Origin of the sequence: Vibrio viridaestus, assembly GCF_003856525.1 — a bacterium.
Taxonomy (GTDB): Bacteria; Pseudomonadota; Gammaproteobacteria; order Enterobacterales; family Vibrionaceae; genus Vibrio; species Vibrio viridaestus.
The window spans coordinates 672,714-697,506 of record NZ_RJVQ01000002.1; the positions used below are offsets into that span (position 1 = coordinate 672,714).

At 43.8% G+C, this 24,793-nt stretch carries 26 protein-coding genes; 16 read left to right on the top strand and 10 right to left on the bottom strand.

The features are described from left to right. Window positions 1-30: 30 nt before the first annotated feature. Complete coding sequence (locus EES38_RS07065) at window positions 31-933, bottom strand: DMT family transporter (protein WP_124936456.1); 903 nt, start codon at window positions 931-933, stop codon at window positions 31-33. A gap of 97 nt (window positions 934-1,030) precedes the next feature. Next, window positions 1,031-2,476, bottom strand: coding sequence for a MocR-like pyridoxine biosynthesis transcription factor PdxR (gene pdxR / locus EES38_RS07070; protein ID WP_124936457.1), 1,446 nt, complete (start codon window positions 2,474-2,476; stop codon window positions 1,031-1,033). Window positions 2,477-2,555: 79 nt separating this feature from the next. Here pdxR and EES38_RS07075 point away from each other — a divergent pair, with 79 nt between their 5' ends. After that, window positions 2,556-3,215 carry a pyridoxamine 5'-phosphate oxidase family protein gene (locus EES38_RS07075; RefSeq protein WP_124936458.1) on the top strand — a complete coding sequence of 220 codons (660 nt, stop codon included), beginning with the start codon at window positions 2,556-2,558 and terminating at the stop codon, window positions 3,213-3,215. Here EES38_RS07075 and fabF read toward each other — a convergent pair. Next, window positions 3,212-4,477: a beta-ketoacyl-ACP synthase II gene (fabF, locus tag EES38_RS07080; RefSeq protein ID WP_124936459.1), complete on the bottom strand. Its 1,266-nt coding sequence runs from the start codon at window positions 4,475-4,477 to the stop codon at window positions 3,212-3,214. The two genes, EES38_RS07075 and fabF, sit on opposite strands and share 4 nt — an antisense overlap. A gap of 93 nt (window positions 4,478-4,570) precedes the next feature. Between fabF and EES38_RS07085 the strand changes: the two genes are divergently transcribed. From EES38_RS07085 to EES38_RS07095, 3 genes are all read left to right on the top strand, one after another. Then, the gene (locus EES38_RS07085; protein ID WP_124936460.1) at window positions 4,571-5,182 is read left to right on the top strand and encodes a TetR/AcrR family transcriptional regulator; all 612 of its coding nucleotides are present in this window, start codon (window positions 4,571-4,573) and stop codon (window positions 5,180-5,182) included. Between the two features lie 62 nt (window positions 5,183-5,244). Beyond that, a complete protein-coding gene (locus tag EES38_RS07090) occupies window positions 5,245-5,679 on the top strand; it encodes a GNAT family N-acetyltransferase (protein ID WP_124936461.1) in 435 nt (144 codons plus the stop codon). A 58-nt stretch (window positions 5,680-5,737) separates the two neighbouring features. Further along, window positions 5,738-5,950, top strand: coding sequence for a hypothetical protein (locus EES38_RS07095; protein WP_124936462.1), 213 nt, complete (start codon window positions 5,738-5,740; stop codon window positions 5,948-5,950). Between the two features lie 87 nt (window positions 5,951-6,037). On the opposite strand, the gene EES38_RS07100 is transcribed toward EES38_RS07095, so the two are convergent. Further along, a complete protein-coding gene (locus EES38_RS07100; protein ID WP_124936463.1) occupies window positions 6,038-7,234 on the bottom strand; it encodes a type III PLP-dependent enzyme in 1,197 nt (398 codons plus the stop codon). A 663-nt stretch (window positions 7,235-7,897) separates the two neighbouring features. Here EES38_RS07100 and EES38_RS07105 point away from each other — a divergent pair. From EES38_RS07105 to EES38_RS07115, 3 genes are all read left to right on the top strand, one after another. Further along, window positions 7,898-9,334: an SEFIR domain-containing protein gene (locus EES38_RS07105; protein ID WP_166434219.1), complete on the top strand. Its 1,437-nt coding sequence runs from the start codon at window positions 7,898-7,900 to the stop codon at window positions 9,332-9,334. A 530-nt stretch (window positions 9,335-9,864) separates the two neighbouring features. After that, entirely contained in the window at window positions 9,865-10,398 is a 534-nt protein-coding gene (locus EES38_RS07110) for a hypothetical protein (protein WP_124936465.1), read from the top strand. Window positions 10,399-10,423: 25 nt separating this feature from the next. Continuing rightward, window positions 10,424-10,759 carry a hypothetical protein gene (locus tag EES38_RS07115; protein WP_124936466.1) on the top strand — a complete coding sequence of 112 codons (336 nt, stop codon included), beginning with the start codon at window positions 10,424-10,426 and terminating at the stop codon, window positions 10,757-10,759. Between the two features lie 433 nt (window positions 10,760-11,192). Here the strand turns inward: EES38_RS07115 and EES38_RS07120 are convergent, their stop codons facing one another. Then, a complete protein-coding gene (locus EES38_RS07120; protein WP_124936467.1) occupies window positions 11,193-11,861 on the bottom strand; it encodes a thiopurine S-methyltransferase in 669 nt (222 codons plus the stop codon). Window positions 11,862-12,274: 413 nt separating this feature from the next. On the opposite strand from EES38_RS07120, the gene EES38_RS07125 reads away from it, so the two are divergent. Together EES38_RS07125 and EES38_RS07130 are read left to right on the top strand one after the other, a co-directional pair. Continuing rightward, window positions 12,275-12,565: a YkgJ family cysteine cluster protein gene (locus EES38_RS07125; RefSeq protein ID WP_124936468.1), complete on the top strand. Its 291-nt coding sequence runs from the start codon at window positions 12,275-12,277 to the stop codon at window positions 12,563-12,565. Between the two features lie 233 nt (window positions 12,566-12,798). Continuing rightward, window positions 12,799-13,437 (top strand): hypothetical protein, encoded by a 639-nt coding sequence (locus EES38_RS07130; protein ID WP_124936469.1) that lies wholly within the window; start codon window positions 12,799-12,801, stop codon window positions 13,435-13,437. An 18-nt stretch (window positions 13,438-13,455) separates the two neighbouring features. On the opposite strand, the gene EES38_RS07135 is transcribed toward EES38_RS07130, so the two are convergent. Further along, a complete protein-coding gene (locus EES38_RS07135; RefSeq protein ID WP_124936470.1) occupies window positions 13,456-14,106 on the bottom strand; it encodes a peptidoglycan DD-metalloendopeptidase family protein in 651 nt (216 codons plus the stop codon). A gap of 217 nt (window positions 14,107-14,323) precedes the next feature. Here EES38_RS07135 and EES38_RS07140 point away from each other — a divergent pair, with 217 nt between their 5' ends. After that, complete coding sequence (locus tag EES38_RS07140; protein ID WP_208020406.1) at window positions 14,324-15,220, top strand: MBL fold metallo-hydrolase; 897 nt, start codon at window positions 14,324-14,326, stop codon at window positions 15,218-15,220. Between the two features lie 70 nt (window positions 15,221-15,290). Here the strand turns inward: EES38_RS07140 and EES38_RS07145 are convergent, their stop codons facing one another. Next, entirely contained in the window at window positions 15,291-16,751 is a 1,461-nt protein-coding gene (locus EES38_RS07145) for a methyl-accepting chemotaxis protein (protein ID WP_124936471.1), read from the bottom strand. A 303-nt stretch (window positions 16,752-17,054) separates the two neighbouring features. On the opposite strand from EES38_RS07145, the gene EES38_RS07150 reads away from it, so the two are divergent. Further along, window positions 17,055-18,974, top strand: a complete 1,920-nt coding sequence (locus tag EES38_RS07150; RefSeq protein WP_124936472.1) for a RecQ family ATP-dependent DNA helicase — start codon at window positions 17,055-17,057, stop codon at window positions 18,972-18,974. Between the two features lie 4 nt (window positions 18,975-18,978). Here the strand turns inward: EES38_RS07150 and EES38_RS07155 are convergent, their stop codons facing one another. Next, window positions 18,979-19,575, bottom strand: a complete 597-nt coding sequence (locus EES38_RS07155) for a 6-pyruvoyl trahydropterin synthase family protein (protein WP_124936473.1) — start codon at window positions 19,573-19,575, stop codon at window positions 18,979-18,981. Window positions 19,576-19,911: 336 nt separating this feature from the next. Between EES38_RS07155 and EES38_RS07160 the strand changes: the two genes are divergently transcribed. Together EES38_RS07160 and EES38_RS07165 are read left to right on the top strand one after the other, a co-directional pair. Further along, window positions 19,912-20,226, top strand: coding sequence for a cupin domain-containing protein (locus EES38_RS07160; protein ID WP_124936474.1), 315 nt, complete (start codon window positions 19,912-19,914; stop codon window positions 20,224-20,226). Window positions 20,227-20,260: 34 nt separating this feature from the next. Continuing rightward, a complete protein-coding gene (locus EES38_RS07165; protein ID WP_124936475.1) occupies window positions 20,261-20,857 on the top strand; it encodes a DJ-1/PfpI family protein in 597 nt (198 codons plus the stop codon). A 59-nt stretch (window positions 20,858-20,916) separates the two neighbouring features. On the opposite strand, the gene EES38_RS07170 is transcribed toward EES38_RS07165, so the two are convergent. Further along, window positions 20,917-21,654 (bottom strand): DUF4396 domain-containing protein, encoded by a 738-nt coding sequence (locus EES38_RS07170; protein WP_208020407.1) that lies wholly within the window; start codon window positions 21,652-21,654, stop codon window positions 20,917-20,919. Window positions 21,655-21,845: 191 nt separating this feature from the next. On the opposite strand from EES38_RS07170, the gene EES38_RS07175 reads away from it, so the two are divergent. After that, window positions 21,846-22,511 (top strand): adenosylcobinamide amidohydrolase, encoded by a 666-nt coding sequence (locus EES38_RS07175; protein ID WP_124936476.1) that lies wholly within the window; start codon window positions 21,846-21,848, stop codon window positions 22,509-22,511. Here EES38_RS07175 and EES38_RS07180 read toward each other — a convergent pair. Then, entirely contained in the window at window positions 22,508-23,395 is an 888-nt protein-coding gene (locus tag EES38_RS07180) for a LysR family transcriptional regulator (RefSeq protein ID WP_124936477.1), read from the bottom strand. The two genes, EES38_RS07175 and EES38_RS07180, sit on opposite strands and share 4 nt — an antisense overlap. A gap of 128 nt (window positions 23,396-23,523) precedes the next feature. Here EES38_RS07180 and EES38_RS07185 point away from each other — a divergent pair, with 128 nt between their 5' ends. Next, window positions 23,524-23,952, top strand: coding sequence for a CidA/LrgA family protein (locus tag EES38_RS07185; protein WP_124936478.1), 429 nt, complete (start codon window positions 23,524-23,526; stop codon window positions 23,950-23,952). Between the two features lie 3 nt (window positions 23,953-23,955). After that, the gene (locus EES38_RS07190; protein ID WP_124936479.1) at window positions 23,956-24,651 is read left to right on the top strand and encodes an LrgB family protein; all 696 of its coding nucleotides are present in this window, start codon (window positions 23,956-23,958) and stop codon (window positions 24,649-24,651) included. Window positions 24,652-24,793 lie beyond the last annotated feature (142 nt).

Below are 24,793 nucleotides of genomic sequence, written 5' to 3' on the forward strand. Positions count from 1 at the left end.
AAAGTGGAGTCTGTCAGACTCCACACATCATTAACTCATCGCGATACCAATAAAGATCAATACCATTCCCGTAGCCTGAAACCAGTGCAAACTCTCGCCAAGAAATAGCATCGATAAAATAACGCCAAATACTGGCAGCAAGTGAATCGACAGTCCGGCCTTACTCGGACCCATGCGTTCGACTGCAGTGGTGTAGAGTAGGTAGGCCAGAACCGAAGGTACCACGCCAATGTAGGCGAGACTTAGAATCGAGTGGGTATTCCAAACTGGCACTTCGCCAAGGCTGACTTCCGTCCAGTAAAATGGGATTAAAATCAGCATTCCAATCGCCATCTGCACGGAAGTGAGACCAAGACGATTGACGTTCTTTGGCAGATGCTTTAATCCAAGGGTATAGATTGCCCAACAAACCATGGCGACAAAGATAATCAGGTCGCCGTGGTTAAAACTCATATTGTAGATGGTGGCAAGTTGACCATGAGAGACAATAGTGATGACACCGGTGAACGAAATCCCCATTCCTATCCAGCTCTTTATGCCCAGTTTTTGATGGAAAACGACCCAGCAAATCAGAGAAATCAGTAACGGGATAAAGGAGTTAAGAATGATACCGTTGTTGGCTGACGTAAACTGTAAACCATAATAGATCAATGAGTTAAATGCACTGATGCCGGTGACAGAGGTCAGCAGAATCAGCCAACGATTTTCCCAGTAGACTGGTGCATCACGACGAATTGAACGATAGGCGAACGGCAGCAGAATCACCAAGGCAATGATCCAACGATAAAACGATAATGTCAGTGGTGGAATTTCACCCCGAACAGAGCGTCCGATAATAAAATTACCCGCCCAGAATAATGGCGGCAGTGTGAGCAGAAAAAACAGAATTGCCCGCTCTTTGAACGGCGGTGTCTGCGGCGTTGATATCATCATTATTATGCTGTCCCTGTCTTATCGATGTTATCGGTTTACATTAAGGGGGACAGCATAACAGCTATTCAATAAGGTGGATATTGATCTTGGCGTGAATTCAGTCTTTCTCTTCGAGCAACTGATAGAACAGATCCGCGAGATGTTTTATGTCCATATCAATACGATTGATATCTGCGTTTCCAAAGCCTAAAACGGCACCTTGCCAGTCTCGGTTTGGGGCATGACTTTCATACGCCGATATCGCCCGTACTTTCAACTGGTGTGTTTTAGCCAGATCCGATAAGCGATTTTCACACACTTTACTATGCCAGATGATGGTAATGTGTAATCCTGCTGCCTGACTGATAATCTCGATATCACCGTTAAAATGAGCCTCGATAGCCGCCACCATTGCCTGATGCTTATCCTGATAAATACGGCGCATTTTACGAATATGACGCTGCAAATGCCCTTCATTCAGAAACTGAGCGAGTGCGAGTTGAGAGGCCGCTGCAAGTTCACCACCCAAGGTTTGTTTGATATTACAGCACTTTTCGACCATGGATGGTGGCACGACCATATAACCAAGGCGCATACTGTTAAACATCACTTTACTCAGCGAGCCGATATAAATCACATTATCGGAATAACCAAATTCATGGGCCAAACCCTGCAAACTTGGATAGGGTTGATGGGCAAACTGAAATTCACTGTCGTAGTCATCTTCGATAATCACGCTCTGATTCAATGCCGCCCATTCTAGTAATTCAAGTCGCTCCGCTACGGGCATAGATAAACCAAGTGGGTATTGGTTACTGGGGGTGACATACACGGTTTTTGCCGTCGCGTTTTTTAAGGACGAAAAATCCCAGCCGCTCTGTTTGTCGATAGGAAAGGGGATATTGTTCATATTGAACAGGTCCAGTACCGCGCGCACATTGCCGTAACCGGGCTCTTCAAATATGACATCGCCGCCAAAGTTAGCCGTCGCAAGCAGCGCAATAGAAATCGCCTGCTGCGCGCCATGCGTAATGATGACCTGCTCAGGTGAGCAATAAACCGTACGACTGGAAGAGACATAGTGCGCAATCGCGTCGCGCAGAACTCGCAAACCCTGAAGATCGTTATACCCGAGATAAGCACGGCGCTGACCTTGTTGGTGAATCATTTGCGACCAGCGTTTAATCGGGAAAACCTCCAGATCCGGAACTCCGGGAGAAAAGGACCGCAGTGAATGCTCATTCGTGTCTTCAACCGAGTTGGTTAGCTCAACGCTTTCACCCACATAAAACTGTTCAGGCAGGCTGACCGCAACAAAGAAGCCTGAGCCAACATGACTTTTGAGATAGCCTTCTGCGACCAACTGCTCGTATGTGGCAACTACGGTATTGCGACCGAGTCCCATTCTGGCGGCGAGCTCGCGTGTTGAAGGCAGCTTGGCGTTGCTGTGCCAAAGACCAGAAACGATCTTGGCTCGAATGGCATTAAACAGTTTTTCTTGCTTGGTCTGTCCCTGTTCCGTCAGGGCTAAATCACCGATATCAATGATCAAAATTGGTTCCACTAAATATTTAAAAACGGCACTTAATAAGAGTACCAATTTTGGTTTTAATAGGACAACAATTTCTTATGAGGATTTTACAATGCTTTCTTCTACGGACAGAACCAAACTCAAAAAAGCGCCGCGCAGAGCGGGGACCGATATTACTCAGCTTTATCAGATTATCGATGAATCAAAACTGGGCCACGTTGCGATCAGTGATCAGAACGGCCCCGTAGTCATTCCGATGTTGTTCTGGCGAGATGAGCATGCCATTTATCTGCATGGCGCCAATAATAGCCGCTTAATGCGTGCCTTGGCGAATGGTCAGGCGACGTGTGTCACGTTCACTTTGCTGGATGGTTGGGTGTTGGCGCGTTCGGCATTTCACCATAGTGCGCATTATCGTTCAGCGGTCGTGTTTGGTGTGTGTGAAAAAGTAGAAGAAAGGGCAGAGAAGAATCGTTTACTCAATCACTTTATCGAGCAGATAGCTCCAGGAAGAACAGCAGAAGTTCGACCATCGAGCGATAGAGAATTAGATGGTACGACCGTACTAAAGCTGAGCTTGGACGAGGCATCGGTTAAAATCAATAACGGTGGTGTGAACGATGATCAATCCGATCTAGACCGAGAGGTCTGGGCGGGTGTGATTCCATTTCAGACCATAGCGGGACCGCTGATTGACGATGTTAATCTCTCTTCGGAGATAAAAAAGCCCGACTATAGTCAGGCTTATGGAGAACGTTGGAATCGAAATTAACGATAACGACTGACTATCAGTGAGGCGTTAACGCCGCCAAAACCAAAGCCATTGCACAGAGCGTGTTCGGTTTGATGCTCTTTGGCGGTATTTGGCACTACGTCTAACCCGTGGACGGATTCGTCAGGGTCGGTCTGATTCAACGTTGGTGGTACGCGGTTATTAATGACGGCCATAGCAGTGAAGATGGACTCAATACCGCCCGCCGCGCCGAGCAGGTGTCCGGTCGCAGATTTAGTGGCGGAGATCGGTACCTGAGATAGATGTTCACCAAACACGCTTTTCAGGCTGGCGATTTCAGCGTTATCGCCAACCGGTGTTGATGTCGCATGAGCATTAACGTGAGCGATATCGGTTGCGGCCAATCCGGATTGTTTCAGGGCGCGTTTAATTGAAAGCGCGGCACCAGAACCATCTTCCGGGCCTGATGTAATGTGGTGTGCATCGGCACTGGTTCCGTAGCCACTTAGGATGGCCAGCGGTGTCGCACCGCGTTTAAGGGCATGTTCCAGTGTTTCGATGACCATTAGTCCTGCGCCTTCACCCATTACAAAACCGGATCGATTCTGGTCAAATGGGCGAGAGGCCGCGGTTGGTTCTGTGCTGGTGGAGAGCGCTTTAAGCGCGTTAAAGCCAGCCAGAGACAAAGGATCGACGCACGCTTCTGCGCCGCCGACCAAAGCCACTTCGGCTTCACCATTACGAATCATACGCATGCCATCACCAATGGCCTGAATACCAGCAGCGCAAGCGGTGACCGGACAACCCAATGGGCCTTTGAATCCGTACTTAATTGACACGTTACCTGAGGCAAGATTGGCCAAAAACGCTGGGACCGTAAAAGGCGAAATACGTTTGTAGCCTTTACTGTCGAGTGTTTTTTGCGCTTGAGTGATTGTCGTAAAACCACCGATACCTGAGGCAATGATGGTCGCGGTATTTTCTTTATCTTGTTCGTTTTGCGGAAACCAGTTGGCCTGAGTGAGCGCTTCCTCAGCCGCAGCAAGAGCGTAGCAGGTGAAGCGATCGAGTTTTTTCAGCTCTTTGGCTGGAGCCACATCGGCAAAATCAAAACCGGCTTCGGCATCGTTTTCTTTATTTGGAACCAAACCAGCGATTTTTACCGGGAATTCTTCTGTATCAAATCTGTCTATAAATTGGATGCCCGACTGTCCGGCAGTCAGTCGCTGCCAAACAGTGTCGACACCGCAACCGAGTGGGCTGACAATGCCCATACCTGTGATGACTATCGGTGAATTCATATCCGTCTCCATAAATGTTACAGTACGAGGGAGACGGTATCACTGCACTAAATATGATCAAGATAATATATAGCGAGCGAGGTAAGTGTCGTTATGCCATATGACAAGTCACATAAAGAGAAGTCGCGAGTTCGTATCGTACAGGCGGCAACGGATCTGTTCAGCCGCTTTGGCTTCGATAAGGTGTCCATCGGTCAGGTGATGAAAGAAGCACATATGACCCATGGTGCGTTTTACTCTCATTTTGAATCCAAAGAAGCGCTTTACGCGGAGTGTTTTTCTGAGTTATTAAAAGAGAGCAGCCGTGCCAGATTAGTCAAATCTCCCTTGACAATGAATAAGTTACTGGCTTTAACGGCGAACTATTGGGGACTTCATCAGTCGAAAAAGATGCAACCGGGCCCAGAGAGTGTCTTATTTAATGAACCAGGTAGCGATAACGATAAAATTAAGCAACTGTTTCAACAGTCTTATGATAACGTGCGCATAATGCTTGAAAAACGTATTGTCGCATTATGTCGAATTCGCAAAATTGAGCTATCTAGTGAATGTATAAGCGATCAAGCGCGCGCTATTATGGCGTCGCTCGTTGGGGCGGTAACGATTGCTAAGATGATCTCCAACGAAGATGAACGACAAAAATTATTAAAAACAGCTCAGGCTCAGATTTTATCCATGCTGGGTGAGGGCAAAATACTGACTTAACTTTTTGGATGCGACTAGCGAGAGTCTTTTACCGGGTCGCTCCGTTACACTAAGGAATATACATGTTGACGATCAGAGAGATGGAAATTTCAGACTACGAGTCTGTTATCGGTTTGTGGCGGCAGACAGAAAGTCTTTCTTTACGCGATGCGGATTCAAAAGAAAATATTGGTGCCTATCTGATTAAAAACCCCGGACTCAGCTTTGTGGCTTTGATGGACGATAACATCGTCGGTGCAGTACTGTCAGGAACAGACGGACGTCGCGGTTATCTGCAGCATCTGGCGGTATCATCCGATTATCGTAAGCAGGGAATCGGTCAGGCGTTAGTGGGCGAAACCATTCAGGCACTTGGTCTGCTTGGTATTGCGAAAACGCACCTGTTTGTGCTCAGTGATAACCTTGGCGCGCAGGGTTTTTATCAAAGCCTTGGCTGGTATCCTCGTGATGAAGTTCGTATGTTTTCATTTAACAGTTCCGTTAACGACAATATTTAGTTAAAGTCACTGAAACCAATAAAGAAAACAAGAAGGCCCAGAAGCCCGGAGTAGAATTATGAGTTCAGATTTCAGTGTAAAAGCGTTAGTCGCGGTATTGTGTGAGCTGGAAAAAGACGGTGTTGATGTCGAAGCGTTTGCACAGAGAGTGAAAACCGGCATCATGGGTGAAGAGGCTTATGCCCCATCTGGTGTAGCGAAAAAACTTCAGGTCGCTGATGTGATCGATCAGGCGCTGGAATACGCTGAGAAATACACCAATAAAGCCTAATACTGGCGCTTATCTATAAAAATTTCGTATACAGCAAATAGTTAAGGCACCCCGAGAGGTGCCTTATTTTATTATTCCTAGCCAGACCTAGCCGATCATTCTCGCTGTTACGGCTTCTTCGTTCAGTACCACTGTTTGGGCACGTTTAAAGAAGTTAAAGTCTGTCGCCGTTGCACTGGTGTAAGCACCCATCATACGGCCAATCACCAAGTCACCATTTTCTAGTTTTGGCAACATGATGCCTTCTGCAATCACGTCGATACTGTCACAAGTTGGGCCAGACAGTACGCTTGGTACACGTTCGCCATCTTGTTTGATAGTGACCAATGGATACTGTGCGTCATCAAACATCAGACCGCTGAATGAACCGTAGATACCGTCATCCAGGTAGTACCAGATTTGACCTTCACGCTCTGCCATACCCATAACAGAAGCAACACTCATCACTGCAGGCGCAACGATAAAGCGTCCTGGTTCGGCAAGTACCTGTACTGTTTCAGGTAGTTGATTTAGCGCTTCGTTAATTGGCACACAGAACTGGTCAATCGGCATCACCTGTTTTGAGTAAGTCACAGGGAAACCACCACCAATATCCAGAGTGCTCAACGCAGGCAAACCACGTTCAACCACTTCTTCCATCAGCACTTTACAAGTATTAATCGCGTCCACATATTTTTGTGGGTGACTTGTTTGAGAGCCAACATGGAAAGACAAACCTTTAATGTGTATACCCAGTTCTTTGGCTTTTTCGATAATCACGATAGCCTGTTCTGGGTTGCAGCCGAACTTTTTAGACAAGTCAGCAAATGCTTCTGAGTTTCTGAAGCTCAAACGCACTAACAATTCCACATCTTGACGGTACTTTTCAAACTTCGCCAACTCGTTCAGGTTGTCTACCACAAACACATTGCAACCAAACTCTAGCGCTTCACGAATGTCGGAATCGCGTTTGATTGGGTGAGTGTGAATGGTTTTCTCAGCAGGAACACCCTGACTTGCCACTAATTCCACTTCGCCAGTTGTCGCTAGGTCAAAACTTGCACCTTCACTGAGCAGAGTTCTTACTACTGCTGGGTGAGGTAGTGGTTTTAACGCGAAGTGCAGAGTCACGTTTGGCAGCGCATTTTTTAGTGCACGGTATTGCTGACGTACAGCATTGCAGTCAAGAAGCAATAGTGGCGCACCGAACTGAGCAACAGAAGACTCAATCAACTGAACTTCGTCAGCAGTTAGTGTTTGAGAAGAGAAAGATTGAAAATCAACAATAGATTTAGTGTTAGCCATCGCAAGCCTCCAATGTTAGTGGTGCACTTTTCATGTATGCGTTGTAATGAAAAGTGGAGCGTCAATAAGAGCGCGTTATCGCGCCGTCAAAGTCACTCTTGGATAGTTGCTCTATCGCCTTGCCACAAACAACCTGTGATGTACTCGGATTGGCTATCATCAAGAAGCAGCGCGATAGTAAGACCATATGAGGGTGGGTGCAATAAAAAATGTCCCTCTGACGGTAGAAATTTTTTGTCGATAAAATTGGTTTTGTTTATCGATTCCACAATCGCCCAAAACAAGGGCTTACATCAAGAAATGTCAGGGAAATGTCAATTTATAGTGGAGCTGAATTCAAGAATATGAAATTATATGAATTCAATACGATTCAGTCAGTTAATCACATGCTTCACTACCACCGAGGCAGGCGGTAGCGTGGATGGCTCTTGTTTCTTAGCAAGCAGCATACTACTTCAACACTATGAAAATAATTATGCACGACACTGTCTTTATTTTCTGGTGGTATGACTATTTGATTTGTGTGTTTAAGCGTGAAGAATCAGGTGATTAGCGGACAAGTTTCAAAATGGTCAATAGGAATTATATGGACATTGTCATGTGGACAATGTCCATATAATAACTGTTAGCTCACCGAGTCACACACAATACAGAATGGAAATTATGGAAGAACCAAAAGTTTTTATTTCATATAGCTGGACAAATCAATCACACCAGGAGTTGGTAAAACATTGGGCTGATAGGCTCGTTGCTGATGGTGTTGATGTCATATTGGATATCTATGACCTAAAAGAAGGTGATGATAAGTATGCTTTTATGGAGACAATGGTAACTGATCCTGATGTTACACATGTATTGGTAATATGTGATAGTTCGTATGCTGAAAAAGCTAACGCTCGAAAAGCTGGTGTGGGTACAGAGTCACAGATCATTTCTGGCGAAGTATATGAAAAAGTAAAACAGTCAAAATTTATACCAATCGTATGTGAATTTGGTAATGATGGTGAACCCATTCTACCTGCATTTATGAAATCGAGAATGTGGATAAACTTCTCTAGCTCAGAAGCAGAAAATGAGAACTGGGAGCAATTAGTACGCCTTCTTTATGGCAAGCCTCAACATGTAAAGCCTAAAAAAGGAAAGGCACCAACATTCATTACAAGTGACACCCCAATACCTACTAGTGAAGCATACGCTAAATTTAACTCACTGAAGCAAGCTATATTGCAAGACAAAAAAGGTTTAAAGCATTATCGACGTGACTTTGTTGAAGCCTGCATTTCATACGCAGATGACCTAAGAGTGCGAGAGCGGCCTGAAGTTGAATCAATGGGAGAAAAAATCCTAGAAGATTGTGGCAAACTCAAGGCTGTAAGAAATCATCTTTGTGATTGGGTGCTATTGGAGAGCGAAATAAGTGATGAGAATGAATTTTCAGAGTCACTTATCGATGTATTAGAAAAGTTAAGAGAGCTAAAGTCTAGGCCAGCGGAAATCAATCAGTGGAGTGACTCTTGGTTTGAGGCTCACTCAGTATTCGTCTATGAAACATTTTTATACATTGTTGCTGCATTACTGAAGTCTGGGGCTTACAAGACTCTAAATGAAGTGTTCAGATCACATTATCTTATACCTAGATCAGACAGTTATGGTCAGACAAACTTCGAACGGTTTGATTGCTTTTACGGTTACTCAGAGGCTCTTCAGTCAGTATTAGCCCCTGAAAATCAAAGACTTTATGCTCCTGCTGCCGAGTTAATTAAAAGACAGGCAGACCGTGAGGACATACCATTCTCAGAAATCAGACAAGCAGAGCTTTTAGTTCTACTAATGGCTTTTATCACGCCAGATACATGTTGGTACCCAGCAACCCTGCATTATTCATCTTACGGTAATGGCTATCCTTTTTTTGTGCGGGCAGCCCAGCATAAAAACTTTAGTAAATTAGCTCTAATTACAGGGATTAGCGATGCGAATGAGCTAAGAAAAAAGGTTAAGGAAGGGCATGAAAGATTAGATACTGAACGTTGGTATAACTTTCACTATGAAAGAAACTTTTGGTCTTCCATGAATATGGATGAGCTAGATAGCATAAAGTGAGCTAACAAGGCCATTAAATCGGACAAAAAATGTTGGCTTTTGTTCGTGCCTCACAAATTTTAGCCGCCATTTTTTGCCGTTTATGGCGGCGTTAAGTGTGCGGTAACAATCTGCGGATAGTGAGGAAAAAATGATAGAAAATGATTATCCCAACGAGGTCTACTCAAAAAGAGATTGGCTAAAGAATCTCTTGAATAGGTCCGAGCAACAGTTATTAGGTCTATATGGAATCAAGGAAAAAGAAAAGTTTAAAACCATGTTTTCCTTGGTTTTTCTGATCCTTTCTTTTTCGTTGCTACTACTAACGTTATTTGTATTAATTCACCCAAATGGATCTATCTTAGTTAACCCTGAAATTCATCAATTTCTAGGTCCTATTTGTGTATTTCTTGGTTACTTTCTTTTTAAATCCTCATCAAGTTTCTATGAGCATAGAGCAATCCTAAGGCAGGTAAGTGAATATATTTACCAACAACGGAAGGCAGTAGATAGAGCCGCAGAGGCACTACATTATTCAGAGGAGAGACTCAATGAAAAAAGATATTGAGTCTTCAATTTCTGACCTTGAGAACATCACGAGCAACACAGATAAAGCCCTAGATAAATTAATACAAGCATCGGAAAAAGCAGATGCCAGTAGTTCGTCCACGCTGTTTGGTGCCGCGGGAGGAATTGTTGGAGCACTGGCAGGCACTTTGATTGCACCGCACATTGCTCTATCCGCGCTATTACTTTCAACTCCGCTTACAGCTCTCGGCATTATCGGAGGAATTCTTGTATATAGAGGGCGAAATGGAATAAAGCTAGAAAAAATGATTGCTCAGAATCGAATTGCATGTAATGAAGTCTTGGATCGTATAAACAGCTTGCCAGACAATGCCCCTCAAGACGTAGTTGATGGTCTATGGGAAAATTACAATATACTAAATGGTGCATACCGAAATCAGTCAGCTATTGCTTTATCACCAAAAGAAAAAAGTAAGCAAGGCTTGATGCTTCCAGGAAGCTCAAAGAAAACACTTAACAAGTCAATGCAACCGACCGCTAACGCGTCGGCTGATTGAAGCGTTATGTGCCTTGGAGGAATTAATGAACTATCGACAGCTTATTGAGCTAAAAAGGCGGAGAACAAGAAAACTCAAACGATATTGGCATAGAAGAGATGAAATCGAAGCTTTCAAAACCCGTTTGGAAGAGGTGCTGAACGATTATCTTATAAAACGTAAGGCAATGGTACGTAAGCACGCTGACTTTTTTGAAACGCCAAATAAAACCACTAAAGAGCTTTTAGTTACTCAACATCTCTTTCAAATGTTAGAAGTAGATACTAACGAGCATTTAGTTAATATGTTTCTTGCACAAGATCCGCCTGATGTGGCTGTTGTCACTAGTTCAGGAAAGAAAGTGGGGGTAGAGGTTAAATGAAAAGGCTATTGGTTACGACATCAAGGGTGAGCGCTTAAAATATCTTAAAGAAATTCTATCGTGGAATGCGGATAGTATTGCTAAGAAACTACAGAATATCGTCACAACTAAAGCTCAAAAGTGTCACAAACTACCCGAAGAATTCGATGAACTAGTCTTATTAATTTTTACTGATGAGCCTCGATTAGACGCATCTATCATAGAAAATTCTATCAAAGACGTAAAATTTTCAGACATTGAAGCTTTTCAAAGTGTGTATATATTGACAAATCGTGACCCTAAGAAACAAGGGAAAGGCTTGTTGAAAATCGGCACATAACAAATTGTTAAAGAGGGACTTGCAACGCGTGGCATTTTTAGTTTGCAGCGAGTTTTGTGTTTAAGTGTTTTGCAGACAGTCATTTATTACGTTGCTGCGCCCCTTAACAAAGCGTTATGTAATATTTTCGGTACCAAATACTCTAATATTCATTTGATATACTTTATTTACTGTCTCATGAACCTGATTTGCTTGATATGAGTCGCCATACCATACTTCAATTGCAAAGTGAGGTGAATATAAGTCAGATATTTCTGAATCAATCAATGCTTGAGAATCTGTAGTTCTTAATGGATCTGCATCTTCTGTTGTTAATAGGAGCATGGGTTTCAGGAATGGCATAAACGAAAGTAATGTAGTGACATATAGCTTTCTGATTGTCTCAGGTAATGCGGAAAGGGCCGCTCTATCATAAATGGCGTCAATTTTACCTATGTCTGTACTTTTTAAGACAAAAATATCGCCGCAGAAAATACGAATATGTCCATGTCGCCATACAGTGAAATTCCCGCAGCGAGTTTTTTTGGGTTTTAGATTGTTTTCTTCGAAAAATGCTCTTACCGCGATCGAACTGAGCTCAATACCAATAACCTCGTAGCCGCGTCTCGCCAGCCAAATTAAATCTTTACTCTTTCCACATAATGGTACTAAGACTCTTCCCATTGTGGGAATGTTAAGTTGATGCCAATAATCTTGTAATTGTTGATTAACTGATGTCTGATGAAAGTCAGTATGTCCGTTTTTCCACATGGAAAGCCATAAACTGTTGTCTTCTGATATCAAGGTACTCGGTTCCTATTGTCGTAAACAGTACAATGTCCGCTTGTCAACACTTCGATTGATGTTAGGTGAATTGCCAAATTAACTCGAAAGGCCACCTATTGGCTGCATTTAGGGTTGGTAGGTACGGTTTTGCTTCGACTAATGAAGAAGCGAATGTTATTAAAGCATCAAGAATCATGCCGCTTGTGGCATATTCAATTCCCGAAGTTACCTATAGCTAAATAATTCAGGCGTTTTTCGCGGCTAAAGCAGTAATAGATATGGTAATGTGTCTCAGGATTAATCAGGGATAAGGAGTTGGGGGAAGGAGAACAACAGAAATTTTGTTTCTCAAAATGCAAGGAATCCGGGAAATAAAGGTTGTTAGCTGTAAATTACGGTATACTGCGCAATTGATCTAACTATAGTTATTTATGCTTATACCAACGAATACGCCCTCTTCTCCAAATATATCTTGTTCAAACTGCAAAGCTTGCTGCTGTCGTCTTGAAGTTCTTATTATTTCGGACACTGGTGTGCCAGAAGAATTCATCGAACGAGACCAATACGGCGGTGAAACCATGAGACGATTAAATGATGGTTGGTGCTCAGCTTTAGATAGAGACACTTTAATGTGCACAATTTATGAAAATCGTCCTTGGATATGTCGTGAATTTGAAATGGGCTCTGGTGAGTGTCTTGATGAACGTAGTAAGTTTTTATAAAACTGTTAGTTTGCATATCTTTCCTGGGCTGGTTTAGAAAAAAGCGGAGGAGGTAATAATTCTATTCCGCTTTTTTGATATTCTGGTCAGGACTTACGCCAAGTCAGTAATTGCGTTGGTATATATTAAACTCTTATCTCACGTACATTACAGACTCAGTTATCGTCTATTTCAAAATCCTCTCGACCTTGCTAAATTACCCATCAATCCCAATTTTCAACGCAAAGAACCTCATGGTAAAACGAATTATCACCCTAAGTATGCTTGCACTTACTGGCTGTGTATCGGTACCAACCGACACACCACCAAAATGGCACGAAAACAGTGACCAGTATGTAATAAAAGGCAGACAAGGGTGGATGCCGGGGCATCACCTGACTTTTGGACCTTATCAAGTCGACGTAGATAAAAGCGCGAACTTAAATCTAATTGATGATGTGCTGCTGAAGGTAAAACACCAAAGTGTCACGATGACGCTTTCCAGTAATGATAGTGAGCAGGCGCAATTTCATTACGAGCAGCGCTGTGATGGTGGTCATGGATCACTTGTTATCATTGAGCCGAATAAATATGCTGCGCAAATTGATGCTCAGGGTAAGAAGGCAAGCTTTACCGACCCGTATAACTTCAGCTTCAACGATCAGCAGTATCATTTAGCATTCGGTGATACTGACCATCCTCAGGTTATTACTATCATGCAAAACAAGAAGGCGTTGGCAGAGCTGCACCTAGGCGTATTTAACGGGTCATTGAGCGCTCAGGATAAAGTGTGGTTAATGAAAGAGGACTCGCAACCAGACACGGCGATCGGTGCGCTATTGGTAGGGTATGCCGCCACTTACGAGCCAAGCTATTGTGATGACGACGAATAAACCCAACGGGCGACAAAGTTAGCCCAACAGAAAAGAAGGATCAGGACAATTCGCGTAAAACTTGGCCTTATCCTTCTCACTGGTCGCCCCGTAGAAATCGCCTTTTTGTCCGAACATATCATGCATCACTTGCAAGTGAAGATGAGGCGGCCAACCGCCGTTAACGTCGCTATCGCCAACCTGAGCAAACCTCTCGCCACGTGAAATAACTTGCCCTTCTTGCAGACCCTCTAATGAGCTCAGAGATAAGTGACCATACAGAGCATAGAAAACACGTCTATTTTCCTCATGTTGTAAAATAATCGTTGGCCCGTAATCAAAGGGTAAATCATTATTTTGAAAGCTATGTACGGTGCCATCGAGCGGGGCATAAACGGGTGCGCCTGCCTCAATCCATAAATCGATTCCAAGATGCAGATCCCGAACTTCTTCAGCGGGCATATCCGAAAAATGCGCTGCTTGTCGGTAAGTGGCTCGTTTTTCTTGATAACCGCCAATCGCGACTGTTCGGGTGGTTTTAAGCTGAGATGCGACGAAAGAAGCCAGATAAACCGGGTCGCTTGTTTGCCAATACTCAAGATCCGGATTGGACTCAGACAAATCAATCAACACCCAATTCTCCTTCGGGTAATCCTTACCAAAAATAGGAAAGTACGGTGTGTTGGTCATAGTTATCCTTAACATTTTGATTCGTTCTATATCACCCAGTTCTACCATCTATTCACTCACTTAGAAACCCCTTAATTCACCTCATCGTGATCGTTCAAATTACTTTAGCGCTCAGTTAACCTTTGGTTAATTCTGATTTTCCGCGTTGATATTCCAACCTCGTCTACTAAGTTAGTTTTGAATATGGATTTTTCTGCTAACTGAAAAGGAGAGATGAATGCGTTTAATTAGCGTGATAGTGTTAATGTTACTGAGCTTTGCCACCCTCCCAACTCAAGCGGCTGAACAACACAGCTACGTGATTGAGAAAATGAAAGACAACGTTTACCGCTTTACTGCAGGGCATTATCGTTCTGTTTTTATGGTCACCGACAAGGGTATTTTGGTCACGGACCCGATTAATCCGGATGCCGCTGCTTGGTTAAAAGCTGAGTTAAAGAAGCGCTTTAAACAGCCTATTCGTTATCTGGTCTACAGCCATAACCATGTTGACCATTCTCTTGGTGGTGAGAAGCTGGTAGAACCCAATACCACTGTCGTTGCTCAGGAACTCGCCGCAGAGGATATGGTGAATACCCGACTCCCGACAGCGTACCCCAACGTCACCTTTGGCGACCATCTGACCATCAATCTTGGTAAGAGTCAGGTACATCTACAATATTACGGTGTTAATAACGGAAGAGGGAATGTAAGCATGCGCTTTATGCCTGCCAATGTGTTGTTTGTGGTTGATTGGATAGTCTTGGGACGGATGCCTTACAAAGATCTGGCTGGATACGATATTCAAGGCATGATTCATTCTACAGAAGCCGTATTGAACGAGCCTCCCTTTGATCTCTTTATCGGTGGACACGCTGACGCAGGCAGTCGCGAAGATGTGAAACACTATCTTGGCTACATCAAGTCGCTTTACGCCAAAGTGCGCGACGGCATATTAGCAGGCGACGATCTTCCTACGTTACAGAAAGAAATCACGTTACCTGAGTATTCTAATCTCAAAATGTACGATGAATGGCTAAAAGAGAACATCGCCGGTGTCCACCGTATGTTACTCGACCAATCGTACTTCAACTTCCGACCCGATGTGAAAGAAGCGCAGCAAGATTCTATGTGATAAGAAGAAAACAGCGACACGCTATTTTATGGCGTGCCGCTGAGCTTAATTGAATTGATATCAACGCGCGTTATATAACGAATTGCTCACTGAGTTTTTTGAGTTGCTGCATCGACTGCGCGAGCTGCTTCATACTATTGTCTTGGACAGTCACTTTTTGCGCGATGATTTGCGTGGACTCGTTTACCTGATCCATATTCTGGTTTACCTCATCAAGAGCGGCATTTTGCTGTGTAACCGAGGTCGAAATTTGATGTATCTGCGAGGTGATATTCGAAACGTTGTTGCTTGAACGGCTAATTGCTTGCTGGATATGTCCGACTTCCTCGACCAGTTTCGAGGAGTTCTTATTCACTGCGGTCATACTGTCTGTCGATACTTTCGCATTACTATCGAGAGCTTGTAATGTACGACTGATTTCACTCACGCTAGTGTTGGTTCGCAGAGATAATGCCCTAACTTCGTCCGCTACTACCGCAAAGCCGCGACCCGCTTCACCGGCACGTGCAGCTTCAATCGAGGCATTAAGAGCCAAAAGATTCGTTTGCTCGGAGATATCCTGAATATTACGCAATATCGTATGCACGTTCTTAATTTCATTCACGATGTTATTGATATTCGCGCTTGTTTCATTGAGATGTGAACCTAACGCCGTTACGGAGCCTGAACATTGTTGGGTACCTGTCTCAATTTCAACATTGCTGTCATGGGTTTGTTGGATATTATCGTGGCACACATGCGCATTTTGGTCCACTTCGCGGAATGAGACGCCTAGTTGCTGCATGGCGGTAGTGACTTGTTCTGTCCTCATCGAGTTTTCTTGAACTTCATGAGTAATTATTCTTGTTGCGGCAACAACGGCTGCTGACACTTCGCTTAGTTCACTGATCGTTCTGTTATTGCTATTAATGAGTTCTTTGAGCTTGCCAATGACATGATTAAACTTACTACAGAAAGGATCGTTGGATTCCAGCTCAAGTTTAAGATTGAGCTTGTCACCATCCACCATCTGATTAATTTTTTCCTCAACGTAAGACATGCGTTTTGCGCTGATATTAGCGGTGAACGCACCATACATTGATACACTTGCCTGTAAGATTGCATAAAGACAATGTTCAATAGGCAGCCAGATGCTAGGGTTACCCGGAAAAATATATACGCCGTAACCAGCCGTTTGCAGGTAAAAGAATAAAAAGTGGTGGACCGCTGCTGCGACAAGGTTATTCAGAACGACTAACCAGTCGCCATAAATCAGTAATAATCCTAGTAGAATAAACACCTCGAAGTGAAGCATTGTCATACCACTGGACTGATGAATATGTAGGGCGACGAAACCATAGAATAAATAGGAGATCACATAACGAAATCGTGGCTGATTAAGTAAGAGAATAGCGGCAGTTAACGCAATATTGATAATTAAGGCGGCTGTTGAATAACCATATTGAACCATATAGACAAAAGTCAGCAGGGACAACGGTGTCAACAGTATCCAGGTTTTTTGCTGAAAGGTTAATTCTTTATCTAAGCGCATAGCTTACTCCCCTCAAGATTAAATTATTTTCTTATAAGTTATCTGAAGGAGCGTAGTTCAATATGCGAAGGTGGTGAAATCAAAGCCTGTTTGTTACCTGAGAACGAGAGGAAAATGAGAACACCATTTAGGAATCGAACGTCTGTTGCTTAGTGAACTGTTAATAAGAGTGAGTAAGATCATACAGAGCTTGTGTCGAATTCTTCGAGCCAGTCGCAAGTTTAACCTCGGATTGCAGGTGTATCTTGGTATACACTGACTCGCGATATAAAGAAATGACAAAAAGGGAGTTCAGCAGGCGATATGCAAACGGCGGTAGAGCAAACACTCAGACAGTATTTCCACTTTGATTCATTGCGTCCGGGTCAGACCGATGTGATTACTCATATCATGCAGGGGCACTCGGCGGCGGCTATTTTTCCGACCGGATCGGGGAAATCGCTCTGTTACCAGTTACCCGCACTAATGCTACCGCATCTTACTCTGGTTATTTCTCCATTATTGGCGTTAATCAAAGACCAGGTTGATTTTCTGCACAGCAAAGGTATTTCGGCAGCGAGTATTGATTCTAATCAGACCAAAGAAGAGACGCAGCTAACCATGCAGCGCATCCGTAGTGGCGAGATTAAAATACTGATGATCTCCGTAGAACGCCTTAAGAACGAGCGTTTTCGCCAGTTTATCTCGCAGATCCCGATTTCAATGATGGTAGTGGATGAAGCGCACTGTATTTCGGAGTGGGGCCACAACTTTCGTCCGGACTACCTCAAGTTGCCGCAATACCGCCACGAATTATCGATACCTCAAGTTCTGCTCCTGACCGCCACGGCCACGACAGCCGTTATTGATGATATGCAGCGCAAGTTTGATATTCAGCGTGAGCATGTCACGACAACGGGATTCTATCGTCCTAATCTGACGCTCGACATTGAAGCGTGCCCAACCGAAGAAAAACTCGAACGGCTCTTGGCTCGAATTCGTCCTGCACCTGAAGCGCCAACGATTGTGTACGTGACTCTACAGAAAACCGCTGAATGGGTCGCCGAACACCTAATTGAAGCGGGTGTATTTGCTGTGGCTTATCACGCCGGCTTAAAGAGTGAACAAAGGGAAGCGATACAGCAAGCCTTTATGACCGGACAGCAAAATTGCATTGTTGCGACGATTGCTTTTGGAATGGGGATTGATAAGGCCAATATACGCCGTGTTATCCATTTTGATTTACCCAAATCGATAGAGAACTACTCACAAGAAATTGGTCGGGCAGGGCGTGATGGGCTGCAATCTGAGTGCATTACGTTGGCCAATAAAGAAAACGTTAATGTGCTGGAAAACTTTGTTTATGGCGATACGCCTGATTTATCGGCGATCGAATATGTGATTCGCGAAATCTACGCCAGCGGTGAGCGTTGGGAAGTGATGCTAAATCGTCTGTCGCAAGAGAGTACGATACGCCAACTACCGCTCAAAACTCTGTTGGTCTACCTCGAACTGCACCACGTGATTGAATCAAAATTTAGCTATTACGCCAGCTATCGATTTAAGTATCTTGCTGCTGAACAGGAAATTATTCAGCGCTTTCCCGGAGAAAAACGCGCGTTTATTGAAGCGATTTTACGTTGTTCAGTGAAAGCCAAAACATGGAATACGGTCGACTTTGACGCCATTTGGCACTCCTATCACGGTAGTCGCGAACGTGTCGTTTTGGCTCTCGATTATCTGAATGAGAAGGGCTTGATTGAGCTGGAAAGCAAACAAATTACTGATGTTTATCAGGTCTTGGATACGACTAAACCGTTAGCAGAACTCGCTCAGCAGCTTTATCAGCTATTTGAACACAAAGAAAATAGCGAAATCGGACGAATTCAAACTATGCTCGACTTCTTCCAGAGCGATCATTGTTTAAGTCACTTCTTAGCTGACTACTTTGCAGATAACAATGCGCCTGAGAAATGCGGTCACTGCTCTGTGTGCATGGGAAAAACAGCGGTGATGCCAAAGACAGAACTGCCTGCCATCGATAGCAAACAGCTTTCGCTTTGGGTTGCTGGTTTTGTTGATACGGTTGGAGACGCTGCGAGTGTGAAAGCAATAGCTCGTTTTCTTTGCGGTATTCCAAATCCACTCAGCACGAAAACCAAAGCCAATAAATTACCGGGATTTGGGCAAATGGAACGCTATCCATTTGCGGACATTATTGACGCTGTCGAGCAGGTCAAATAAGGGACTAGACCTGTTGATCGACGATAGGATTGATGAAGCATTTCGTACCGTTGATACTCGCTTGAATCAGTTTATCGAACATTTGCGGGTCTTTGAATTCAGCTTTGATACCTTCAGACAAAACAATGTCTTTTAGCTCGAAGTTAATCCAGTCCAGATCATCGCGGAATGACTCAGCATAGCCTGTAGCGGTTTCATGCACTCTGACGGAATGCAGTTCGACATTTTTCTCGCCATTATTAAATTCGGTCGCTTTGATCATTTCATCAAGCACTTTGAAGAACATGAGTGAATACGCTTCCGCACTAGGAGATACCGGCATTTCGATCCAACGGTCGGAATGGTTTTTCATGAAAGTCTGAAATTCATCTGATTCTTTATTCCACATGGAATAAGCGTGATCGAACCCGTCGATAAAGTCTTTCATGTTGTCTTTCATCAGACCAAAATCCATGACCATCATACCGTTATCAAACCCTTGCGATTTAACAAAAATTTCAACGGTATAGCTGTGTCCATGAATCGATTTTTTGCATCGTTCTGATGAACAGTTTCTGACGATATGAGCACCCTCAAATTTGAATAACTTACGAATGATCATATAACCCCTTGTGTACTCTACTTGGTAATGGCATATATTAAGAATCTGCAAATAAAGCCGATTTGTAATTATAAAATTGAATCAGCAGCATTTATTTTCATCCAACAAAAGCAATGGAATAACGTATCACTTTTACGGTTTTCCCACTTTTAGTTGGGTAAAGCGGCGCATTATATCACTGTTTTCTCTAATTGAAATATAAGAATACCGAAGGTATTGCATACATGTATATGCTTGAAATTATTAAGTTTAATGCATGTTTTTAGTGTGGTTTTATCGTTAAAACAAGCGGTTACGATTAAAGACAGTGATAGATGTGAAATTGAAGGAAATCGCATGACAAACGTATTTACCGATATCCCTGAGACATTACCGCAAGAGATATTTCAGGACATCATCACCACTGGATTAGTGCGTATCGAGCGCATTCTGTCCCAAGGACACGTATCACCTGAGAATGGATGGTATGACCAAGTTGAACATGAGTGGGTTATCGTGCTAAAAGGGAAAGGCATTATCGAGTTTGAGGATGGTCGCCAGGTGGCGTTAGCTCAGGGTGACTATTTCAATATCCAAGCTCATGAAAAGCATCGTGTTATCTATACCTCGGATAGTGAAACCACGATTTGGCTGGCGGTTTTTTATCAATAAACTTATTGCTTTCGCACCTAAGGAAATGACCTATATGGATATCGCAATACTGACCTTCGACGGTTTTAATGAATTGGATTCGTTCATCGCGCAGGGTATTTTGAATCGGATGAAATCGAAAGGATGGAATGTTCAGATCACTTGTCCGAGCGAACGCGTGACATCAATGAATGGCGTGACCATTAAAGCACAGCAACCACTGGAATTTGCAAATAATGCCGATGTGGTTTTATTTGGCAGTGGTGTACTTACCCGAGATATTGCTAAAGACGACGCCATTTTATCGCGTTTAGAACTCGATCCCGAAAGACAACTGATCGGCGCGCAATGCTCGGGGACCTTACTAATGTCGGTACTGGGATTATTAAACCAAATTCCTGCCTGTACGGATCTCACCACGAAACCTTGGGTAATCGAATCAGGTGTCGATGTCGTTGAGCAACCGTTCTACGCTAAAGGTAATATCGCGACCGCGGGTGGTTGTCTCGCCTCTCAATACCTCGCGACTTGGGTCATTGCTAAATTGGCTGGGCAAGAGGAAGCAGAGTCTGCGATTTATTATGTTGCACCAGTGGCAGAAAAAGATGACACGGTTGAGCGTTGTCTAAGCGCGATACGGGATTTTATTTAGATCGAATCTTGAGCCCATTTTATGAGGGCTCAAGTATTTACGAATAACATTGCGCGTCACTACATGGCTTCTTTTACACCCATTCGAATCAACAAATAGTTGACGGGAAATGCGGTAACTAATCCACAGAGCATGGCTATTTGCATCATCAGCCAAAAGGCAGCGCTGTTAACAACCAATTCGGTACCAAACAGAGATGGGAACAGCCAGAAGTGTGCAATGGCCATAAATCCATACATACCGATCTGCCATGCCGTGAGCGACAAAAAGTCCGCTTTTAGCGCTGCAACAATCGCTTCTCCACGAGACATATTTCCCATTGGCTTGATTGCAAAATACTGAAAGACAATTCCTAAGCCAAACGCCAAAATGAAATCCAATATCCAGATAGCAAATATTTTGTCATCAAACAACGATTGGTAGCCAAACAGAAGTGGAATACTGGGGAGCAGAAACGCAAGAGATTCAGCAATAATATCACCCAATGTACAACCGCTACCGCAGTGCAATGCGCCTTTTAGAACGCTGCCTGCTGACGGAGACTGACTATGTTGCATTTGATGGTGATGATCATGATGTTCGTGATGAGAATGATGAGTCTCAGGTTGGGAACGACCAACAGAGAGATAAATCCATACGACAAGTAAATGTCCGAACAAGCCGCAAAGAGGCCAAACCCAATGCATGATTGCCATATGTTGAGGCCGACGGTTGATATCTAACCACATCCAAAATGCAGAGATGAAGCCTAGGATAATGGAAATCCAGGCGATGATACTTATCCAGTTAGGAATCACGCGTTATCTCCTTTTTGTTTTGTTGTACCTCTCAAAAAAAAATCAATATATTACGTAATCATTACAACACTAATCATCTTCGATCACAAATTCTGGCGTTTTTATGGCAGGAGTACTCCAAGTTTTTCTTATTTTTAATTCGCTTTGTGTTTATCATAAGTAACCCTAAGTTAGGCAAATAAGAAGGTTTGATGTCGCCCGTTAAACATATTCTCCATGAGGATTATCTGGTATTAATTCCCGAGAGCCGTTGTCGTTTATTGGGCTCTGCGGTACTCAATGGCGGGATATCAGAGGCGTGTTCCTTTCTCAATTTACGAGTGGATAAAGCGGCACCACCGCCTTGGCTTCCACCGCAAGAAACACTGTCCATAAAAGCGAATCAACTGGATCTGCCTCAGCCCACGACGGCAATGATGACTGCGGCATCGATGCGCTCCTTGGGTTATAGCCAACAACAGCGACAGAATTTAGTTGTGCAATGTTGGGTGACTGCAGGGCTGAGTAATACACGTCGTGTGGGTGACCCAGCCGACGAAAAACCGCGAGCTGGGACGATCAATATTTGGCTCTATATAAACCAGCGGTTGACAGATGCGGCTCTTGCAGAGGCGTTGATTATGCTGACGGAGGGTAAAGTTACAGCCATTCGAGATGCAGACATTACCAGCCCCATTTCAGGATTACCTGCCAGTGGCACCGGCACTGACAGCCATGTCGTTTTTTGCCCCGTTGATGGAGAAGCCCAAGAATATTGTGGGAAACACACTTTAATAGGCGAGCTAATAGGACTGGCTGTTCTTAGTGCTTGTCGTGACAGTCTGGATAAGTGTTTAAGTAAAATCGAAGAACGTTAGTTTTTATTCTGGCGATACTCCTGACATAGCTTGATCCAGGCATCAGCAGTTTTCGATATATAGCGTTCTGAATGCCAAATGACGCCCAGTTTCCAGTCAATCGAAGGGGCTATCGGTTTTACCAAGACGCCTTCGCCGCGGATTCGACGACATAAAGGCTCAGGCAGGAACGCTACGCCGACACCGCTTTTGACCAGAGCGACTAAAAAGTCCCATTGACTGCTACGAGCGGAGATTTGCGGTTTAAATCCGGCTTGTTGACAGTGATAACGTATGTAATCGCTGAGGGTAAATTCTTCGGTGTAGATATAGAAAGGCTCTTCTTTTATATCATCCCAAGATATGGAATCTTGAGCTTGCCACTTGTCATTATCTGGAAGGACCGCATGCACAGGGTAGGCATCTAATGCGAGACTGGCGAGGCAGTGATCGTTATTCGGTGTGAGCATGGTCATCGCGACATCAAGGTCGCCATTAATTAAAGCCTGCTCAATTTTTCGGCCGCCATACTCCACAATTGTCAGTTCAATATTTGGATAAAGCTGTTTGTAACGCCGGATTAAGCCTGCATAAAGGTGTCCCACCATTGGTGGAATCCCCAGCCTTAGATGTCCTCGTTCTAATTCATTCAAGTCGACAATTTCTGCTTTCAACTGCGCAGCTACCTGCAGAATTTGCTGAGCCCTTGCATAAACGACTTCACCGGCATCCGTTAACCAAAATCGTCTCCCTTCCCGATGAATGAGTGGTTGGTTCAATGACTGCTCCAGATTCCGTATCATTTTCGATATGGTAGGTTGGGTTACGAACAGTTTTTCTGAAGCACGCGTAAAGCTCTGCTGATCAACCAGTTCGACGAAGTAACGTAGCGCTTTAATATCCATTTGTGGCCCATAAAAGCAGTAAATTCTAGTATGCCATTTTGGCATGATTTAGATAAAAAAAATTCATTTTATGATGGTTTATCTTGTGCATATACTGTGATTAGCCTCACAAAAGGAAACAAATAATAATGAAAAAAGTCGAAAATGGATTCCTGATCCTATTTCAGGTAGTCATTCTGTCAGTGATTTGGTTTGCTGCCGACTACTTAGTAACGCTGTTCCACTTGCCGATCCCGGCTAACCTAACGGGGATGTTGATCCTGTTAGCGTTGGTTTTCTGTAAGGTGGTTAACGTTAACTGGTTGCGTCGCGGTGCTACCTGGTTACTGGCTGAAATGTTGTTGTTCTTTATTCCAGCAGTTGTTGCTGTCGTTAACCACAAAGAGTTGATGGAGCAGGAAGGGCTTAGAATTCTGGCTGTGCTTGTTATCAGTACAATTATCGTTATTGCAGTGACAAGTCTGGTCGTTGAAAGAGTCTACTTGCTAGAGCTAAAACTGGCTCGCCGCAAAAGTAATCGTCATAGCCACATGCTGGCTAAGAATATGGAGCATTAAGAGATGTTCTGGTCAAATTATGGGTTAAGCTTTTTCTGCCTGTTTATGACATTGGCTTTTTACTACGCGAGTAAAGCTCTGTATCGTCGTAAAAAGAATATTCTACTGATGCCTTTGCTGTTTGCTCCGCTGCTGTTGGTTGTGATTGTGATGTTTTTTCAGATTCCATACCAATCGTATATGGCGGATTCACATTGGTTATTATGGATGTTAGGTCCTGCAACCGTTGCTTTTGCGATTCCAGTTTATGATAACCGCCATTTAATCCAACGTCACTGGTTGTCACTTTCAATCGGCGTATCGGTATCGGTTGTTGTAGCGGTAGGCAGTACCGTTTTATTGGCTCGGTTGTTTAACTTGCCTGAACTCCTACAGCGTAGCTTGGCAATGCGTTCAATTACCACCCCATTTGCAGTTGAAGCAACAAAATCAGTAGGTGGCGAAGCTGATTTAACCGCCTTGTTTGTTGTTATGACGGGTGTTATAGGTATGGCTGTGGGTGAGATTATTCTTACTGTTTTGTCGATTCGTTCTAGGTTAGGACGTGGAGCGAGCTTAGGTGCCTCAGCGCATGGAGCCGGTACCGCAAAAGCCTATCAAATGGGCGCCTCCGAAGGGGTTGTGTCGAGTGCGGTAATGATGATTGCTGGTATGGTAACCGTGCTTGTGGCTCCGTTTATCGGACATATTCTTTGGTAAATTACGATTCCCTGCTTCGGCGGGGAATCTCGTTTTTATCTCTTGTAGCCTTTTTCTTTCTCTTCTCTACAATTATTTGCAGAATTGCACCAAAAAATATGCGACAGTATGACGCATCATTTCTTTCCAGAATTCGGATTCT

Coding starts and splice junctions, on each gene's coding strand:
- EES38_RS07100 (WP_124936463.1), bottom strand. CDS start 7,234: ATGGCTAACACTAAATCTATTGTTGATTTTCAATCTTTCTCTTCTCAA.
- EES38_RS07135 (WP_124936470.1), bottom strand. CDS start 14,106: ATGACCAACACACCGTACTTTCCTATTTTTGGTAAGGATTACCCGAAG.
- EES38_RS07180 (WP_124936477.1), bottom strand. CDS start 23,395: ATGGATATTAAAGCGCTACGTTACTTCGTCGAACTGGTTGATCAGCAG.
- EES38_RS07130 (WP_124936469.1), top strand. CDS start 12,799: ATGGTAAAACGAATTATCACCCTAAGTATGCTTGCACTTACTGGCTGT.
- EES38_RS07065 (WP_124936456.1), bottom strand. CDS start 933: ATGATGATATCAACGCCGCAGACACCGCCGTTCAAAGAGCGGGCAATT.
- EES38_RS07145 (WP_124936471.1), bottom strand. CDS start 16,751: ATGCGCTTAGATAAAGAATTAACCTTTCAGCAAAAAACCTGGATACTG.
- EES38_RS07155 (WP_124936473.1), bottom strand. CDS start 19,575: ATGATCATTCGTAAGTTATTCAAATTTGAGGGTGCTCATATCGTCAGA.
- EES38_RS07075 (WP_124936458.1), top strand. CDS start 2,556: ATGCTTTCTTCTACGGACAGAACCAAACTCAAAAAAGCGCCGCGCAGA.
- EES38_RS07185 (WP_124936478.1), top strand. CDS start 23,524: ATGAAAAAAGTCGAAAATGGATTCCTGATCCTATTTCAGGTAGTCATT.
- EES38_RS07140 (WP_208020406.1), top strand. CDS start 14,324: ATGCGTTTAATTAGCGTGATAGTGTTAATGTTACTGAGCTTTGCCACC.
- EES38_RS07125 (WP_124936468.1), top strand. CDS start 12,275: ATGCTTATACCAACGAATACGCCCTCTTCTCCAAATATATCTTGTTCA.
- EES38_RS07110 (WP_124936465.1), top strand. CDS start 9,865: ATGAAAAAAGATATTGAGTCTTCAATTTCTGACCTTGAGAACATCACG.
- EES38_RS07150 (WP_124936472.1), top strand. CDS start 17,055: ATGCAAACGGCGGTAGAGCAAACACTCAGACAGTATTTCCACTTTGAT.
- fabF (WP_124936459.1), bottom strand. CDS start 4,477: ATGAATTCACCGATAGTCATCACAGGTATGGGCATTGTCAGCCCACTC.
- EES38_RS07175 (WP_124936476.1), top strand. CDS start 21,846: ATGTCGCCCGTTAAACATATTCTCCATGAGGATTATCTGGTATTAATT.
- EES38_RS07090 (WP_124936461.1), top strand. CDS start 5,245: ATGTTGACGATCAGAGAGATGGAAATTTCAGACTACGAGTCTGTTATC.
- EES38_RS07105 (WP_166434219.1), top strand. CDS start 7,898: ATGGAAGAACCAAAAGTTTTTATTTCATATAGCTGGACAAATCAATCA.
- EES38_RS07190 (WP_124936479.1), top strand. CDS start 23,956: ATGTTCTGGTCAAATTATGGGTTAAGCTTTTTCTGCCTGTTTATGACA.
- EES38_RS07165 (WP_124936475.1), top strand. CDS start 20,261: ATGGATATCGCAATACTGACCTTCGACGGTTTTAATGAATTGGATTCG.
- EES38_RS07085 (WP_124936460.1), top strand. CDS start 4,571: ATGCCATATGACAAGTCACATAAAGAGAAGTCGCGAGTTCGTATCGTA.
- EES38_RS07095 (WP_124936462.1), top strand. CDS start 5,738: ATGAGTTCAGATTTCAGTGTAAAAGCGTTAGTCGCGGTATTGTGTGAG.
- EES38_RS07115 (WP_124936466.1), top strand. CDS start 10,424: ATGAACTATCGACAGCTTATTGAGCTAAAAAGGCGGAGAACAAGAAAA.
- EES38_RS07160 (WP_124936474.1), top strand. CDS start 19,912: ATGACAAACGTATTTACCGATATCCCTGAGACATTACCGCAAGAGATA.